Origin of the sequence: Paraburkholderia sp. J69-1, assembly GCF_905220255.1 — a bacterium.
In the GTDB taxonomy this organism is placed as follows: domain Bacteria; phylum Pseudomonadota; class Gammaproteobacteria; order Burkholderiales; family Burkholderiaceae; genus Paraburkholderia.
Genome location: NZ_CAJMZG010000005.1, coordinates 63,797 through 77,818, shown reverse-complemented (window position 1 = coordinate 77,818; position 14,022 = coordinate 63,797). Strand labels below are relative to the sequence as shown.

Genomic DNA, 14,022 nt, shown 5'->3' with positions numbered 1-14,022 from the left:
CACGCGTCATGTGGAGTCGTTTTAACGAGGAGAACGATCATGAAGCGCATCTTCCGTGTCGCCGGGCTTTTGGCCGGTCTCGTGATGGCGGCCGCGGTGCACGCGTCGCTTACGCCGCACGAAATCCTCAAGGCCGCCGATGAGGCACGAGGCAACGTCGCGGGCGTGTCGTGGCAGGTGAACGTGCAGTCGATGGAAAACAATGAAGTGCTCGACAACATGTCGTACGAAATCAAGGCGCGCGGCTTCGATGTGTCGGGTTTGTCGCTCGCGCCGCCGAAGTATCGCGGTCAGAAACTGTTGATGCTGAGTTCGAGCATGTGGTTCTACAAACCTGGCTTGTCGAAACCGGTGCCGATTTCGCAACGGCAGAAACTGTTGGGCGATGCGGCGTATGGCGATATTGCGTCGACCAATTACGCGGAAGACTACGAAGCCACGCAACTGGCCGATGAAGCCGTCGATGGCGAAGACTGCTATGTCTTCGACCTCAAGGCGAAAAGCGACAAGACCACGTACGACCGCATCAAGTACTGGGTGTCGAAAAAGCGCCTGCTGGGCGTCATGGCCGAGTACTACACGGTATCGGGCAAGAAGTTCAAGTCGTCGACGATGGACTACCAAAACCAGGTGAGGGTAGATGGCCAGGTGCGCCCGTTTATTTCAAAAATCACCTTTCACAGCACGCTCATGAACGGCGACATCACGTATCTGAATCTGAGCAATCCGCAGATTTCGTCGCTGCCGGATTATGTTTTCGATCTGAATCTGTTCATGCGCTGATCGCCCGCTGCCCGAAGGAGCCGTTCATGGACGAGTACATGAGGCGGCATATGCGCCTGGCAGCGGAACTCGAGCAGTTGTGCGCTGCGCTGTTCGAGCGCTGGTGCGAACGGCGCAGCGTCATTCCACTCACGTTTTTAATGCGCAACTGGCCGATCGTCTCGCCGTCTACGCCCAATTTTCACAGCCTGTCGTTGTCGCTCGAGCAACTGGCGATCTGCGAAGACGACGCACTCGATCTCGACGATCGAAAACTCATTCTGCAGATCGTATGGATTGCCAATCATATCGTCTAGATGGCGCGGAGCAGGAGCGTGCGGCGAATGATCCGCGCAAGCTGCACGAGTCGCGCGAGCCGTGGCGCGGCCACTTCGCGTGCGCGCAGCGCGAGCGGGTGCGGGACGCGTTGGGGCGCGGGCGCGACGCCGTGCTCGTGATGTCGGGTCTCGAGAGACTGGCGAACGAAAACGATATGTCGCGACTTGCCGATATGGAGCGGCTTGCGCAGATTCCGTCCGTGCATTTCGTGCTGCACGGCAGCTTATGGGGGCTGCGTAGCGCAGCGTTCAGACGGTTTGCGCAGCGTTTCGGGAGTCGCACGATTTACGCGGGATCATCGCGTAGGCTGTATGAGGATATTCGCCTCGTTGCCGCTGCGGATTTGATGCTGGACGATATCGCCAGCGCGCACAACGACGCGCGTTACCTGCGCTCAATCGCGCTAGGCGGCACATTCGACACGGATATACGGAATTTACTGCTGGATAGCGCCGATCAGCTGAGTGACATTCGCGACGGTGGCATGCACGTCGTACGCAACGAACTCGATCGTATCGCTGATGAATGCCTGAACGCAGATAAAGAAGCGCAGACAAAAAAGAAGTGGCAGGGGAAGAAGGATTCGAACCTTCGAATGCCGGAATCAAAATCCGGTGCCTTAGGCCAGCTTGGCGACTCCCCTACGTAGGGGCGAAATAATAACAGAGTATCGGAAATATGCAAATAAAAAACGCACGATTTCGCTATCGCCAGGCGAGCACCCGTAACGTGCCGGTTCGGCGGCCCTGTAACGCCGTGAAAGAGAAACCGCCTTTGTATGCCCTTCAGATCTGTCCGCATCGACCGTTATAACGGTAGTCGTTACGCATCGATGCGTCCGAAGCAATAAAGAATCCACGCCGCGCGGAGAGACGCGGCGCGTGCTTGCCGTCGGCTGCGATAACGCGCGCTGGCTAGCAGGTTCGGAAAAGAGACTTGATCATAATGACGCGCAAAAGCAATAAGCGCGCAAAGGGCCACGAATGAACGGTGTCTATAACCCGCTGTTGACGTGTCTGTCGGTGCTGGTCGCCTTCCTTGCTTCGTTTACGGCACTCGAAGGCGCCGCCATGCTCAGTGCAGTGACCAGCAGCCGCTGGCGCCACGTCTGGCTCGCGGGCAGCGCCAGCGCAATGGGCATCGGCATCTGGTCGATGCACTTTATCGGCATGATTGCGCTGACCTTGCCGATTGCGGTGGGTTACGACCTCGACATGACGACGGCTTCGCTGGCGCTGGCGGTACTCGCCGCATTGGTCGCGCTCGCCACCGTGAGCCGGGGCTGTCTCTCGGCGCGCCGGCTGCCGGCGGCGGGAACCGTCATGGGGCTGGGCGTGGCGGCCATGCACTACACCGGCATGATCGCCATGCGCATGTCGCCGTCCATCAATTACGACGCCACGCGCGTGACGCTATCGGTGGCCGTGGCGATTGGCGCTTCCATTGCCGCGCTGTGGCTCGCTTTTCATCTGCGCGACTCGCGCCGCGAAAACATCGTCTGGAAACGTCTGGCCGCCGCTGCGTTGATGGCGTTCGCCATCAGCGGCATGCACTACACGGGCATGAGCGCCGCCACCTTCGCCGAGGGCAGCCGCTGCCTGAGCGCGCACAAGGTCGATGCGAATGCGCTCGCACTGATTGTCGGCGTGGCTTCGACGGTCGTGCTGATCGGCACCTTATGGATTTTCGGCACGCAGGCGAATCGCCTGTCCGTTTCGCTGGATCGCGCGGCGAACACGATCCGTCATCTCGGCACCCACGACGCGCTCACCGATCTACCTAATCGCGCTTATCTGATGACGCGCGCGAAGGAACTCGCGCAACGCAGCGCCCGCGCCGGCGAGCCGCTTGCCGTGCTGTTCATCGACCTCGACGGCTTCAAGGTGATCAACGATACGCTGGGGCACAGGATTGGCGACGATCTGCTGCGCCAGGCGGCGAAGCGCATTGAGGATTGTGCGCGTCAGGACGATCTGGTGGCGCGGCTTGGCGGCGACGAATTCGTGGTCGTGGCGGCGGGCGCATCCGGCGCGCCCGGCGGCGATATGGGCGACACCGCCGACACCATCGCGCGGCGCATTCTCGCCAGCCTCGCCAATGAGTTCGTGCTGGCGGAGGCATTGCCGGTGCGCATTGGCGCGAGTATCGGCATTGCGCTCGCGCACGACGAGGCCGTGTCGCTCGACACCTTGCTGAGCCACGCAGATTGCGCGATGTACGCCGCCAAACGCAGCGGCCGCAACACGTTTCGCCGCTTCGAAGACAGCATGAGCCGCTCCACGCTGCGCTCGCTGCATATCCAGCGCGATCTGCACGTGGCGCTGGCCAACGCGCAGTTCGACCTCGTGTTCCAGCCGAAATACACCGTCGACGGCCGCGCCATGACCGGCGCCGAAGCGCTGCTGCGCTGGACCCATCCAGTGCTGGGCAACGTGCCGCCGCTCGAATTCATTCCGATCGCCGAACGTGCGGGCCTGATGATCGCCATCGGCGACTGGGTGCTGAGCCGGATCTGCACGCATCTGGTCGAATGGGAACGCGAAGGGCTCGGGCCGATGTCCATCGCGATCAATCTCTCGACGATGCAGTTCAATCTGCCGCGTATCGTCGAGCGTATCGACGGCGTGGTGACGGCGGCGGGCGTTCCGCCGGAGCGGCTGATGTTCGAGATCAGCGAGGCCACCGCGATGCAGGACGTCGATCGCACACGCGAGATCGTGCAGGCACTGCGCGACCGCGGCTATGCGGTGGCGCTGGACGATTTCGGTACGGCGCTGTCGAGCCTGGGGCATTTGCAGGATTTTCGTGTTGATCAGATCAAGATCGATCGCGCCTTCATTAGCGGCCTCGACGATACGTCGTCGCGCAGTTCAGCGCTGCTGTCGGCGGTGATGGCGCTCGCGCGCGTGCTCGGTATCGAGGTGGTCGCCGAGGGCGTCGAGACTGTCGCGCAGTCGCTCAAGCTGCTCGCGCTCGACTGCGATCAGATGCAGGGCTTTCTGTGCGGATCGCCGCTCGCGGGCGACGATTTCCGGCGCGCCATGACGGCTTCGCCAGCACTCAGGAACTAGTGGGGTGAGCAGTTCGTTCAGTTGGAGATTGAACGGTGGAATACGCCCTGCAGATAGAGGGCATCGTGCCTGGCAAGCTGTGCGGGCTGCAGGCTGGCTTTGTGCGTCTGCGGCGCGGCGAGCCGCAAACACGTGCATCGGCATAGCGGCGCTGTGTGGAGCGCCGCTACCAAGCCTTATTTTGCGGGGTCGTTGCCGCTCCAGCCCGTCGCCTCGCTGGTGTTGCTCGTGACGGAATAGAGCACCTTGGTGTTGCGCGTTTGCAGGAAGGCATCGAGCGACTCTCCACGCATGGCCGCGTAGATGTGAAGGTTCGACACGCCCACGACCGCGCCCAGTTTCTCCAGCATGAAAAAGATCACGCCGTAGTGAATCAGGCCGCGCCAGTCGCGTCGGCGGATGAGATCTTTTTCCTCATCGCTCAGGTTGGCCGCTTCGAACGAGCGCTCGGGATCATCGAGAAACGCGCGGCGATGCTCCGCGTCGATCATTGCGTGCAGATACTTGTTGAGCCGGTACGCCTTGACGCTCGATGCCAGATCGAACGGATACGTGCCGGTGAGCCGCGCTGCGCCTTCGAGTTGCTGCGCCATATGCGCGCGGTGACGCGCTTGCGCCGCGCCCGGCAGCGGCGTGGCGGTGTTTTCGAGCACAAGAGTGCCGATGCCCGTCATCGACGGCAGATAGTAGCCGCTATGCACCTTCTTGACGTTGCCTGCGAGCGCGCCGCGCATGATCAGCCACATGATGACTTCCGCGCCTTCCAAGCCGCCGAGTTCGGCCAGTTCGGCGTGCGTCATCTGCGCGAGCGCTTCGGGGTCGTTGGTGATCGCGTCCATGAACTGGCGATCCCAATCGACGTTGTTGAAGCCCGCGCGTTCGCCATGCACCTGATGCGACAGGCCGCCGGTTGCCATCACGACCACGCGCAGATCGTCAGGATAACTTTCTATTGCGCGGCGCAGCGCCTGGCCAAGCCGATAGCAGCGGCGCGCACTGGGAATCGGGAATTGCAGCACGCCCACCTGCAGCGGCACGACGCGCACGGGCCAGCCTTCGGCGTCGTGATCGAGCAGGGCCGACATCGGCGAGAAAAAGCCGTGATCGAGCGGCTTGTCCTGGAAGAACGCCATGTCGAATTCGTCGGCCATGAGGCTCATGCCCAGATGCTGCGCGAAGCGAGGATCGCCGCCGATAGCGGGCAGATCGCGCGCGCCGCCGCCTTCATCGGCAACCGCGTACTGTTCGCCGATACCGAGCGCGAACGCCGAGTAATGATCGAAGAAAAACGACGTGACGTGGTCGTTGTAGACGTAGACGATGACGTCGGGTCGTTGCTCGCGCAACCAGTTCTTGACCGGCTCGAAAGTGGCGAAGATGGGCGCCCACGCGGGGTCGTCCTGTTTGTGAGCGTCGAGCGCGAATCCGATGGTGGGCGTATGCGAAACGGCGATGCCGCCGACGAGCGTGGCCATGCGTCTCCTCCTTGTTGGGGGTATCTGGGATTTCTCTGGATGGGGATTTTTGACTTAATCGACGGTTAAGTAAATTGACTTTTGAGTAGTGATTCAATAACGTTAGGTTATGAAAAAGACTCCGCTCCACACCGAAAAAGCGGCCGCCGATCTCAACGCAAGCCCGGCCGAAAGTGCAGACGAAAGCCCGCACGAAAGCAGCGCGCGCTCGCATGTGCTGGCGCGGTTGCGCTTGCGCCACCTGAACTGCATCGTCGCGATCGCCCAGGCGCCGACGATGGCGCTGGCGGCGCAGCGTCTGCATCTGAGCCAGCCAGCGCTTTCGAAAACCTTGAGCGAACTGGAGCAATGGGCGGGGCGGCGGCTGGTCGAGCGCGGCCGCAACGGCGCCACGCTCACGGCCGAAGGCGAGCATTTCCTGCGTTACGCGCTGGACGTGCGGCGCGCGGTGGACGCTTCGGCGGCTGCGCTCACGCGCGAAAACGCCACGCATGCGGCGGCGGTGCGGGTGGGCGCGCTGCCGACCGTGAAGGCGGCCGTGCTACCCGCCGCGATCGTATCGATGCAGACCGTGTTGCCCGGCGTGGGCATCAAAGTGCGCGTGGAGTCGAACGCGGGTTTGCTCGGCGCGCTCAAGTCCGGCGCGCTTGATCTGATGGTGGGGCGCATGGCCGAGCCATCGAATATGCCCGGCATTTCGTTCGAATATCTTTATACCGAGTCGCTGGCGATGGTCGCGCGCACGGGGCATCCGCTCGCGGGCGCGGCGCTCACGCTGGACGAGGCGCTGGCGTATCCGCTCGTGATCGCGGGCGAGCACACCGCGCCGCGCCATCACATCGAAGCGTTTTTCGAGTCCAGCGGGTTGCCCGTGCCAGCGGGTTGCGTGGAGACGCAATCGGCTTCGGTCGCGCGCGGCGTGGTGATGAATTCGCTGGCGGTCTGGATCGTGCCGCAGCGAGTGGTGCAGGGCGATCTGGACGCTGGGCGACTGGCGGCGCTGGATGTGCCGGTGCCGCGCGACGTCGAACAGATCGGCATCCTGCGGCGCAGCGCCGGGCCGTTCTCCGGCGCAGTCGAAGCCTTCGCCGAACAACTGCGGCGCGCGGTTGCCCCCATACCGGCCCGTTAGCGAATCCGCTTACGCCGCCTGCGCCGCCTGCGTCGCTTACACCGCTTACGCGCAATCGGCGTAAGGAATCTGAAATAAATACTCCGAAACAGCAGAATCTGGCTTCGCGGCGCCTTGCCGCCTGAAAGCTATATGGCAACAAATCGTAATTTCAAAAAACTGTAAATGAGAATGCTTCTCATGTATATTCAGCCCCCTTAACAAATCTGTCGCCCTTCGTGGGGTCGACGCGCGTACTGATAGGGGAAGACGTGTTTCAACGAAGAATTCTGGCAATCCTGATTCCGCTTGCGTTCGCCGAGTTGTGCGGTTCGCAGGGCGCATGGGCACAATCGTCGGTGCAGTCGGCTACGTCGGCCGCGGCGGCTTCCGGTGTTGCGGCGAGCACGGTTCCCGCGGCTAAAAGCGCGGCCAGCGCGGCGTCGCGCGTCGAGAACCAGTTGAACGTGGTGTCGGTAACGGCAAGCCGCATCGGCACGACCGATCCCACCAAATCCGCGGCAACGGTGTCCGTCATCACCTCCGACGACATGGAAGAGGACAACGCCAGGGACATCAAGGATGCGTTGAAATACGAACCCGGCGTGGCCGTGAATCGCCAGGCGTATCGCCCGAGCGGTATCGGCAGCTCGACGGGCCGCGCCGGTAACGACGGCATCAATATTCGCGGTCTCGAAGGCAATCAGGTGCTGTTGCTCGAAGACGGCATTCCGCTGCCGCAGACCTTTTCGTTCGGTTCGGGCGCGGCGGGTCGCGGCGATTATCTGAATACCGATCTGTACGAGCGCGTCGAAGTGCTGCGCGGACCGGCATCGGTGCTTTACGGCAGCGATGGCCTGACCGGCGCGGTCAATTTCGTGACCAAAGATCCTGCCGATCTGCTCGGTATCTACGGCAAAAACACCTACTTCTCGGTGCGCTCGGACTATGACTCGAGCGACCGTAGCTGGGGCGGCGTGGCCACGACGGCATTCAGCACCGCGAACGGCGCGGTGCAGGGCATGCTGATGCTGTCGGGCCGTCACGGGCACGAACTGGACAATCACGGCAGCACCGGTGGCACGGGCGCAAGCCGTGACGAAGCCGACCCGGCAACCTACAACAACCGCTCCGCGCTGGCAAAGCTCGTTTTCAGATTGTCCAGCACCGACAAGCTCAAGCTGACCGCCGAAACGCTGAACAACACCAGCTCGGTCGACAGCCTGTACGAAATCGGCAATTACACGGCCAATACCACGTCGTACAACACGACCAACGACGTGACCAGCAATCGCGTGAAACTCGAATGGGATCACGACGACGAAACCAATCGCTATGTCCAGCACGTCAAGAGTTCGGTTTTCTACCGCAATGCGGCGACCGATCAATCGTTGTTGATCGGCGAAACGACGAGCGACGTGACGCGCTACAACCACTACGGCGAGAGCATTGTCGGCGGCAATACCGTGGCGGAAAGCTCGTTTAAAACCGGCCCGTTTTCGCACAAGCTGGTCTACGGTCTGGATGTGAGCGTTTCGCAGTTCAATACCGATTCCAACGGCAATACCGCCGATGCGACGTCGGGTTATCTGGAGAACTTCCCGAAGACGCAAACGCTCAATCTGGGCGCTTATATGCAGGACAGCATCAGCTGGAACAAGCTGACCTTCGTGCCGGGTCTGCGTTTCGACTATTACCATATGACGCCCGACGCGGACAGCACGTATACGTCGGCCGCGAGCGCATCGACACAGCCGCTTTCCAACTCCAGCGGCAACGCATTGTCGCCACGCCTGGCATTCCTCTATGAAATCAGCCCGGCGATGGTGCCGTACGTGCAGTACGCACGGGGCTTCCGCGCGCCTTCGGCCAATCAGGTCAATAGTTACTATGGCGGCGGTGTTGCGGCCTCGATGTATCACACGTATTACGAGCAGGTCGGCAATCCCAACCTGAAGCCGGAAACCAGCAATTCATTCGAAGCCGGTATGCGCGGCAAGCTCGCGTTCGGCACGAATCGCGTGTCGTATAGCGCGTCGGCATTCTATGGCCGCTACAAGAACTTTATCGATTCGGAAGTCGTGGGCGGCAGCCTGACTTCGGCCACCGATCCCGAGAAGTATCAGTACATCAACTTCAGCAACGCCACGATCAAGGGCGTCGAAGCGAAATTCGACTGGTTCGCGGGCGAAAGGCTGGAAATCAAGGGCGGCGTGGCCTATACCGACGGCACCGAACAGAACACGGACGGCACGACCAGCGGAATCATGTCGATTCCGCCGCTTGCTGCGGTGCTGGGCATCAAATACCGTGGCGACGATCGCTGGTTCGTGGGCGCCGACGTGACCTACAACTCGCGCCGCAATACGAGCGACGTGAATACTTCGTCAACCAAATATTTCTCGACGCCTTCGTACACGATCGTCGATCTGCATGCGGGCTACAAGATCACGCAGCACGTGAGCGTGACAGCCGGCATCAACAACCTGTTCAACCGCAAATACTGGCGCTGGAGCGATGTGCGCGATCTCTCGGGTAGCTCGAGCTACGCGACCCTCAATGCCTATACCGCACCGGGACGCAATTTCAATGTCGGCATGAAAGTCGACTTCTGAAATACGTTTCCAACACCCACAAAGGAAAACAATGAATCCAGTCGATTTTTCCGATCCCCAGGCCGTTGCGCAATGGCGCGACGAGTATATCGCGCGCAAGAGCACGCAAAAGCTGCGGCAGCGTGAAGCCGCCGCGGCGATGCAGGTGAGCGAAGCGCAGGCCGTGGCCGCTTTTGTCGGCGTCAATGTCGTGCGCTTGAAGCCTGATTTCATGGGCCTGATCGCGCAAATGCCGCGTCTTGGCGCCGTGATGACGCTCACGCGCAACGAGGCGGCCGTGCACGAGAAGGATGGCGTATTCGAACAAGTGAGCGCAGAAGGGCACGTGGGTCTCGTGCTTGGCGCGGACATCGATCTGCGCGTGTTTCATCGCAGTTGGGCGTTCGCATTCGCCGTGCGCGATGTGTCTGCCAACGGCGAAATGAAGAGCTTCCAGTTCTACGACGCGCAAGGCGAGGCGGTTTTCAAGGTCTTTCTGCGCGACCATAGCCACCACGCGGCGTTTGACGAACTGCAGGCGGAGTGGCGCGATCCCGGGCAATCGGCGGTGCTGGCACTGAAGCCGGCAGCGCCTGCGCAGCCGGTGCGCGAGGATGCGGATATCGACGTCACGGGCTTTCATGCCGCCTGGCACGAGATGAAGGATACGCACGACTTCTTCCCGCTGCTGCGCAAGTTCGGGCTCACGCGGACGCAATCGCTGCGTCTGGCCGAACCGCGTTATGTGACGCGCCTGGCCGACAACGTGATCGAGACGCTGCTGGTCGACGCCGCGCGTGCTCAGGTGCCCATCATGGTGTTTGTCGGCAATGCCGGCATGATCCAGATTCACACGGGCGAAGTGACGAACATTCGCACCATGGGACCGTGGGTCAACGTGTTGGACGAGCGTTTCAACCTGCATCTGCGTGCCGATCTGGTTGCGAGCGCGTGGCTCGTGCGCAAGCCCACGGTCGACGGCATTGTCACATCGGTCGAACTGTTCGATGCGCAAGGTGAAAACATCGCGATGCTGTTTGGCGCGCGCAAACCCGGCAAGCCCGAGTTGGCCGAATGGCGCGAACTGGCGCAGGCGCTGCGGGTGCACGACGAACTCGCCACCGCCTGATATCGCGGCATGCTGAGAATGGTGTGATGCAAGCGCTTTCTGGACCATCAGTCTGAGTTTGAGAAACCGGGGAAGTTGTGACTTGCACGATGTCTGTTCATCGTGTCGAAGATGCGATTTTCCCGGTCATTACCATATGAAAAAAGTTGAACCGCATAGCCCTAAGGACGCAGCCTGGCGTGACTTTGTTGTCAGGCACATGAATGAGATTGGCATTCGCGCGACGCCTACGCGAATTGCCGTTCTTGTTTCGTTATTCGAAATGAAACAGGGCGTCAAGGCCGATGAAATCTATACTTTCGCGAATCGAAAAGGGATTGGCCTGAGCCAGGCTTCGATCTACCGGAATCTGGTGGATTTCGAACGGGTACGGATTGTGTCCCGTCAATGGACGCCGGGCGATGTGGGCGCAAGAGCGACGTTCTTCCTGCAATGCCCGCGTCAGCCTGAAAAAATGCACGTGGTCTCGTGCCGGAAATGCGGACGTCGAACAAAATTCGAAAGCCCGCAATTTGTCGATCTGATGAAATCCGCCACGCAGGTTTCCATGTTCGGATCGTCGGAGCAACCGATCAATATCAGTATCGTCTGCGCGGATTGTGAGTGACGCGGCAGGCTTAACTGATTGCGCGGGTTTTCGCCGTTATCCAGTCCATTCCCGCCAGCAGAACGGCGGACAGCACGAAGGTCATATGCACGGCGATTCCCCATATGATGGTTGAAAGTCCCACCTTTTCGATCGACAGATAGCCACGCAGAACTTCGATTGCCGAAATCGCCACAATCGACGCCATGAGTTTCAGTTTGATATCTGAGAAACCCACGTGGCTGATCCATTCCGGCGTGTCTTCGTGGCCGCCCAGTTCGAGCCTGGAGACGAAGTTCTGATAGCCGCCAAAAATGATCATCAGCAGAAGATTGGCCATCAGCGAAAGGTCGATGAGCGACAGCACGCCCAGAATCACGTCTTCCACGCTGCTGCCCAGCAAACCCGTGGCCATGTGCCAGAACTCCTGGCAGAACTTGACCAGCAACATGATCAATCCCAGCGCCAGGCCGACGTAGATGGGCGCGAGTACCCACCGGCTCGCGAAGATGCCGTGCTCGACCAGTCTTTCGGCGAGATTCGAAGCGTGTCCTTCCGTTTTCTCCGTTGGACGCATGGCTTTCCCTTGTTCCATATACACGACGTTGATCTAAACGGCGGCAAACAAGCGTGCGCGACCGGGCGCAAGCGCATCAGCGCGGTGCGCGGCGGCTGTCGGCTGTGAGTTAGGTAGCAAGCGCCATGCGCGCTTCACCATGCACGAGCGAAAGCAGTTCGCGGCGCGAGCCCACGCCCAGTTTGGTGAACGCGCGCTTTGCGTAAGTCTCGACCGTCGACGGCTTGACGCCAAGCGCACGCGCGGCTGCTTCCGCCGTCATGCCTTGCACGAACGCCGAACAAACGGCCGCCTCGCGTGCGGACAACTCGACGCGCCGCTGCGTGATGCAGGCCGCGAGCGGATCGACAGCGCGCCGTGCATCGCATGCAACGTCGCCTTCGCCATCGCCGCCATGGCCTGTATCGTGCGCCACGCCGGCAAGCCGGGCATGCGCCGCTGCGATCGGCAAGACGATCTGCCCGAGATGTTTGACGAGGCTGAGTTCCTTGAGCGAAAACGGCGGCAGACGCCGTGAGCGGCAGATCGAGAGCGAGTAGGTGGCGCCGTGCGCGGGGCGCAGCACCATGCACTCGTCGTGAATGTCGCCTGCGTCGTACACCAGTCGACGTAGTTCGGCATCCTCAATGCCTTGTGCCGAAACTTGAATCACTTCCACGTCGTCGCTGCCGCTCGAACGCGCGTAGGTGGGATCGCAATGCGCGAACTGGCCGAAATAGAGTTGCATCGTGCGCTCGAGCCGTTCGATATCGAGTCCATGACTGCCGATCCATTCGACGCGACGCTGTTCGCCGGTACCATGCGTGCACTGCAGATGCAGCGCATCACAGTCGGCGAATCGCACGACGCACTGGTACAGCTCGCGCAGAAAGTGCGGCGTACCGATAGCGTCAGCAACCGGGCCGATCGCTTCGGCGATCAGCGCGAGTTGCCCAAGCGGAATCGAAGGGGCCGGATCGGCAGTGGAGGCGTGATGGGCGGGCATGGTGCACAGGCGGCGCGTCGTGCGCGCGGCGTTGAAATGGACTCGTGGCCGCAATCGCGCAGCCTTCGAGACAAATGAAATAGCACAAAAAAAAACGGCTGCCTACACCGGAAAGCCCTTGCCGGCGCGCCTTTCGCGTCGTCCTTGTCCCCCCCAGGCAGGACAGACGCCAGAAATAGCGCTGCCTAGACTATCCCCGTACTTCACACAATCGATTCGGGGGAGTGACGATGGAAGGGGTGACAGGCAGAACGCGGCACACAGCAAGCCGCTATTTCAGCCGCGTAGCGGCACTGGGCACACTGGCAGCAGCGGTGGCGCTGGCATGCGCATCGAACCTGGCGCAGGCCGATCAGCCGAGCGTCAACGTCTACAATTGGGGCAATTCGATCGGCAAGGCCACGGTTGCGAACTTCGAGAAAGCGACCGGCGTGAAGGTCGTCTATCAGGAATTCGACAGCAACGAAACGCTGCAGGCGAAGCTGCTTTCGGGCAGCGCGGGCTACGACGTCGTCGTCCCGTCCGACGCGTTCTGGGCCAAGCAATTGCAGGCGGGCATCTACCAGCCGCTCGACAAGTCGAAGCTGCCGAACTACAGCCTGCTCGATCCGAAGCTGATGGCGCTACTGCAGGCCGATGATCCGGGCAACCGCTACGGCATACCGTGGACGTGGGGCACCGATGGTCTCGGCATCAATGTGGAGCGCGTGCAGGCCGCGCTCGGCAAGGACGTGAAACTGGACAGCCTCGATCTGCTGTTCGATCCGAAGAACGCCGAAAAGCTCAAAAGCTGCGGCATTTCGATGATCGACTCGCCGCGCGATGTGTTCGGCACGGTGCTGCTCTATATGAAGCGCAATCCGAATACCACAAATCCACAGGACTACCAGGATGCGCTCGCGCTGCTCAAAACCATCCGGCCTTATGTCGCGCAGTTCAGCACGGGCAGCTATATCGGCGATCTTGCGGGTGGCGATATCTGCATCGCGCTGGGCTGGTCGGGCGATGTGAACACGGCGCGGCGCGCGGCGCTCGACGGTCATCGCTCGTTCCACATCCGTTACATCCTGCCGAAGGAAGGCAGCCCGATCTGGTTCGATGTGATGGCGGTGCCGAAAGACGCTCCGCATCCCGAAGTCGCGCTCAAGTGGATCAACTTTGCGATTTCCACCGAGGAAAGCGCGAACCTGACCAACGACACGTCGTATCCGTCGGCGGTCCCGGGCGCGTCGAAGCTGCTGGCCGCCGATGTGCTGGCCGACCCGGCGGTGTTTCCGCAGCCCGACCAGTTCAAAAAGCTTTTTACGGTCAAGCCCGTACCTGCCGAGGTGACGCGTCTCGTCACGCGCTTATGGCAGCAATATAAAGCCAACTGACGCTGCTCCGTTTCTGG

The 14,022-nt window shown here is 61.1% G+C and carries 12 protein-coding genes and 1 tRNA gene; 8 read left to right on the top strand and 5 right to left on the bottom strand.

The window, feature by feature from the left end; translation table 11 throughout:
• The first annotated feature begins 39 nt into the window (after positions 1 to 39).
• Together U5A67_RS10625 and U5A67_RS10620 are read left to right on the top strand one after the other, a co-directional pair.
• Positions 40 to 783 (top strand): outer membrane lipoprotein-sorting protein, encoded by a 744-nt coding sequence (locus U5A67_RS10625; RefSeq protein ID WP_321813948.1) that lies wholly within the window; start codon positions 40 to 42, stop codon positions 781 to 783.
• Positions 784 to 809: 26 nt separating this feature from the next.
• A complete protein-coding gene (locus tag U5A67_RS10620; protein ID WP_321813947.1) occupies positions 810 to 1,079 on the top strand; it encodes a hypothetical protein in 270 nt (89 codons plus the stop codon).
• Here the strand turns inward: U5A67_RS10620 and U5A67_RS10615 are convergent.
• A complete protein-coding gene (locus U5A67_RS10615) occupies positions 1,076 to 1,306 on the bottom strand; it encodes a hypothetical protein (protein WP_321813946.1) in 231 nt (76 codons plus the stop codon). The two genes, U5A67_RS10620 and U5A67_RS10615, sit on opposite strands and share 4 nt — an antisense overlap.
• Before the next feature lie 360 nt (positions 1,307 to 1,666).
• Positions 1,667 to 1,744 (bottom strand) — tRNA-Gln (locus U5A67_RS10610).
• A gap of 340 nt (positions 1,745 to 2,084) precedes the next feature.
• Between U5A67_RS10610 and U5A67_RS10605 the strand changes: the two genes are divergently transcribed.
• Positions 2,085 to 4,172 (top strand): putative bifunctional diguanylate cyclase/phosphodiesterase, encoded by a 2,088-nt coding sequence (locus tag U5A67_RS10605; protein ID WP_321813945.1) that lies wholly within the window; start codon positions 2,085 to 2,087, stop codon positions 4,170 to 4,172.
• Positions 4,173 to 4,348: 176 nt separating this feature from the next.
• Here the strand turns inward: U5A67_RS10605 and U5A67_RS10600 are convergent, their stop codons facing one another.
• The gene (locus U5A67_RS10600; protein WP_321813944.1) at positions 4,349 to 5,647 is read right to left on the bottom strand and encodes a gallate dioxygenase; all 1,299 of its coding nucleotides are present in this window, start codon (positions 5,645 to 5,647) and stop codon (positions 4,349 to 4,351) included.
• A 109-nt stretch (positions 5,648 to 5,756) separates the two neighbouring features.
• Here U5A67_RS10600 and U5A67_RS10595 point away from each other — a divergent pair, with 109 nt between their 5' ends.
• From U5A67_RS10595 to U5A67_RS10580, 4 genes are all read left to right on the top strand, one after another.
• On the top strand, positions 5,757 to 6,779 hold the full coding sequence (locus U5A67_RS10595) for a LysR substrate-binding domain-containing protein (RefSeq protein ID WP_321813943.1): 1,023 nt from the start codon (positions 5,757 to 5,759) through the stop codon (positions 6,777 to 6,779).
• Positions 6,780 to 7,030: 251 nt separating this feature from the next.
• Positions 7,031 to 9,373, top strand: coding sequence for a TonB-dependent hemoglobin/transferrin/lactoferrin family receptor (locus U5A67_RS10590; protein WP_321813942.1), 2,343 nt, complete (start codon positions 7,031 to 7,033; stop codon positions 9,371 to 9,373).
• Positions 9,374 to 9,404: 31 nt separating this feature from the next.
• Positions 9,405 to 10,481 (top strand): hemin-degrading factor, encoded by a 1,077-nt coding sequence (locus U5A67_RS10585; protein WP_321813941.1) that lies wholly within the window; start codon positions 9,405 to 9,407, stop codon positions 10,479 to 10,481.
• A gap of 136 nt (positions 10,482 to 10,617) precedes the next feature.
• A complete protein-coding gene (locus tag U5A67_RS10580; RefSeq protein WP_205981965.1) occupies positions 10,618 to 11,088 on the top strand; it encodes a Fur family transcriptional regulator in 471 nt (156 codons plus the stop codon).
• Positions 11,089 to 11,098: 10 nt separating this feature from the next.
• Here the strand turns inward: U5A67_RS10580 and U5A67_RS10575 are convergent, their stop codons facing one another.
• Both U5A67_RS10575 and U5A67_RS10570 read right to left on the bottom strand, forming a co-directional pair.
• Positions 11,099 to 11,644, bottom strand: a complete 546-nt coding sequence (locus U5A67_RS10575; RefSeq protein ID WP_321813940.1) for a TIGR00645 family protein — start codon at positions 11,642 to 11,644, stop codon at positions 11,099 to 11,101.
• A 109-nt stretch (positions 11,645 to 11,753) separates the two neighbouring features.
• Positions 11,754 to 12,683: a helix-turn-helix transcriptional regulator gene (locus tag U5A67_RS10570; protein WP_321959691.1), complete on the bottom strand. Its 930-nt coding sequence runs from the start codon at positions 12,681 to 12,683 to the stop codon at positions 11,754 to 11,756.
• 185 nt (positions 12,684 to 12,868) lie between these two features.
• Here U5A67_RS10570 and U5A67_RS10565 point away from each other — a divergent pair, with 185 nt between their 5' ends.
• Entirely contained in the window at positions 12,869 to 14,005 is a 1,137-nt protein-coding gene (locus U5A67_RS10565) for a polyamine ABC transporter substrate-binding protein (RefSeq protein WP_415767806.1), read from the top strand.
• The last annotated feature ends 17 nt before the right edge of the window (positions 14,006 to 14,022 follow it).

What these genes read in the sequence shown, in the direction of transcription:
- U5A67_RS10625 (WP_321813948.1), top strand. Translation starts at nt 40, where the DNA reads ATGAAGCGCATCTTCCGTGTCGCCGGGCTTTTGGCCGGTCTCGTGATG.
- U5A67_RS10620 (WP_321813947.1), top strand. Translation starts at nt 810, where the DNA reads ATGGACGAGTACATGAGGCGGCATATGCGCCTGGCAGCGGAACTCGAG.
- U5A67_RS10615 (WP_321813946.1), bottom strand. Translation starts at nt 1,306, where the DNA reads ATGCACGGACGGAATCTGCGCAAGCCGCTCCATATCGGCAAGTCGCGA.
- U5A67_RS10605 (WP_321813945.1), top strand. Translation starts at nt 2,085, where the DNA reads ATGAACGGTGTCTATAACCCGCTGTTGACGTGTCTGTCGGTGCTGGTC.
- U5A67_RS10600 (WP_321813944.1), bottom strand. Translation starts at nt 5,647, where the DNA reads ATGGCCACGCTCGTCGGCGGCATCGCCGTTTCGCATACGCCCACCATC.
- U5A67_RS10595 (WP_321813943.1), top strand. Translation starts at nt 5,757, where the DNA reads ATGAAAAAGACTCCGCTCCACACCGAAAAAGCGGCCGCCGATCTCAAC.
- U5A67_RS10585 (WP_321813941.1), top strand. Translation starts at nt 9,405, where the DNA reads ATGAATCCAGTCGATTTTTCCGATCCCCAGGCCGTTGCGCAATGGCGC.
- U5A67_RS10580 (WP_205981965.1), top strand. Translation starts at nt 10,618, where the DNA reads ATGAAAAAAGTTGAACCGCATAGCCCTAAGGACGCAGCCTGGCGTGAC.
- U5A67_RS10575 (WP_321813940.1), bottom strand. Translation starts at nt 11,644, where the DNA reads ATGCGTCCAACGGAGAAAACGGAAGGACACGCTTCGAATCTCGCCGAA.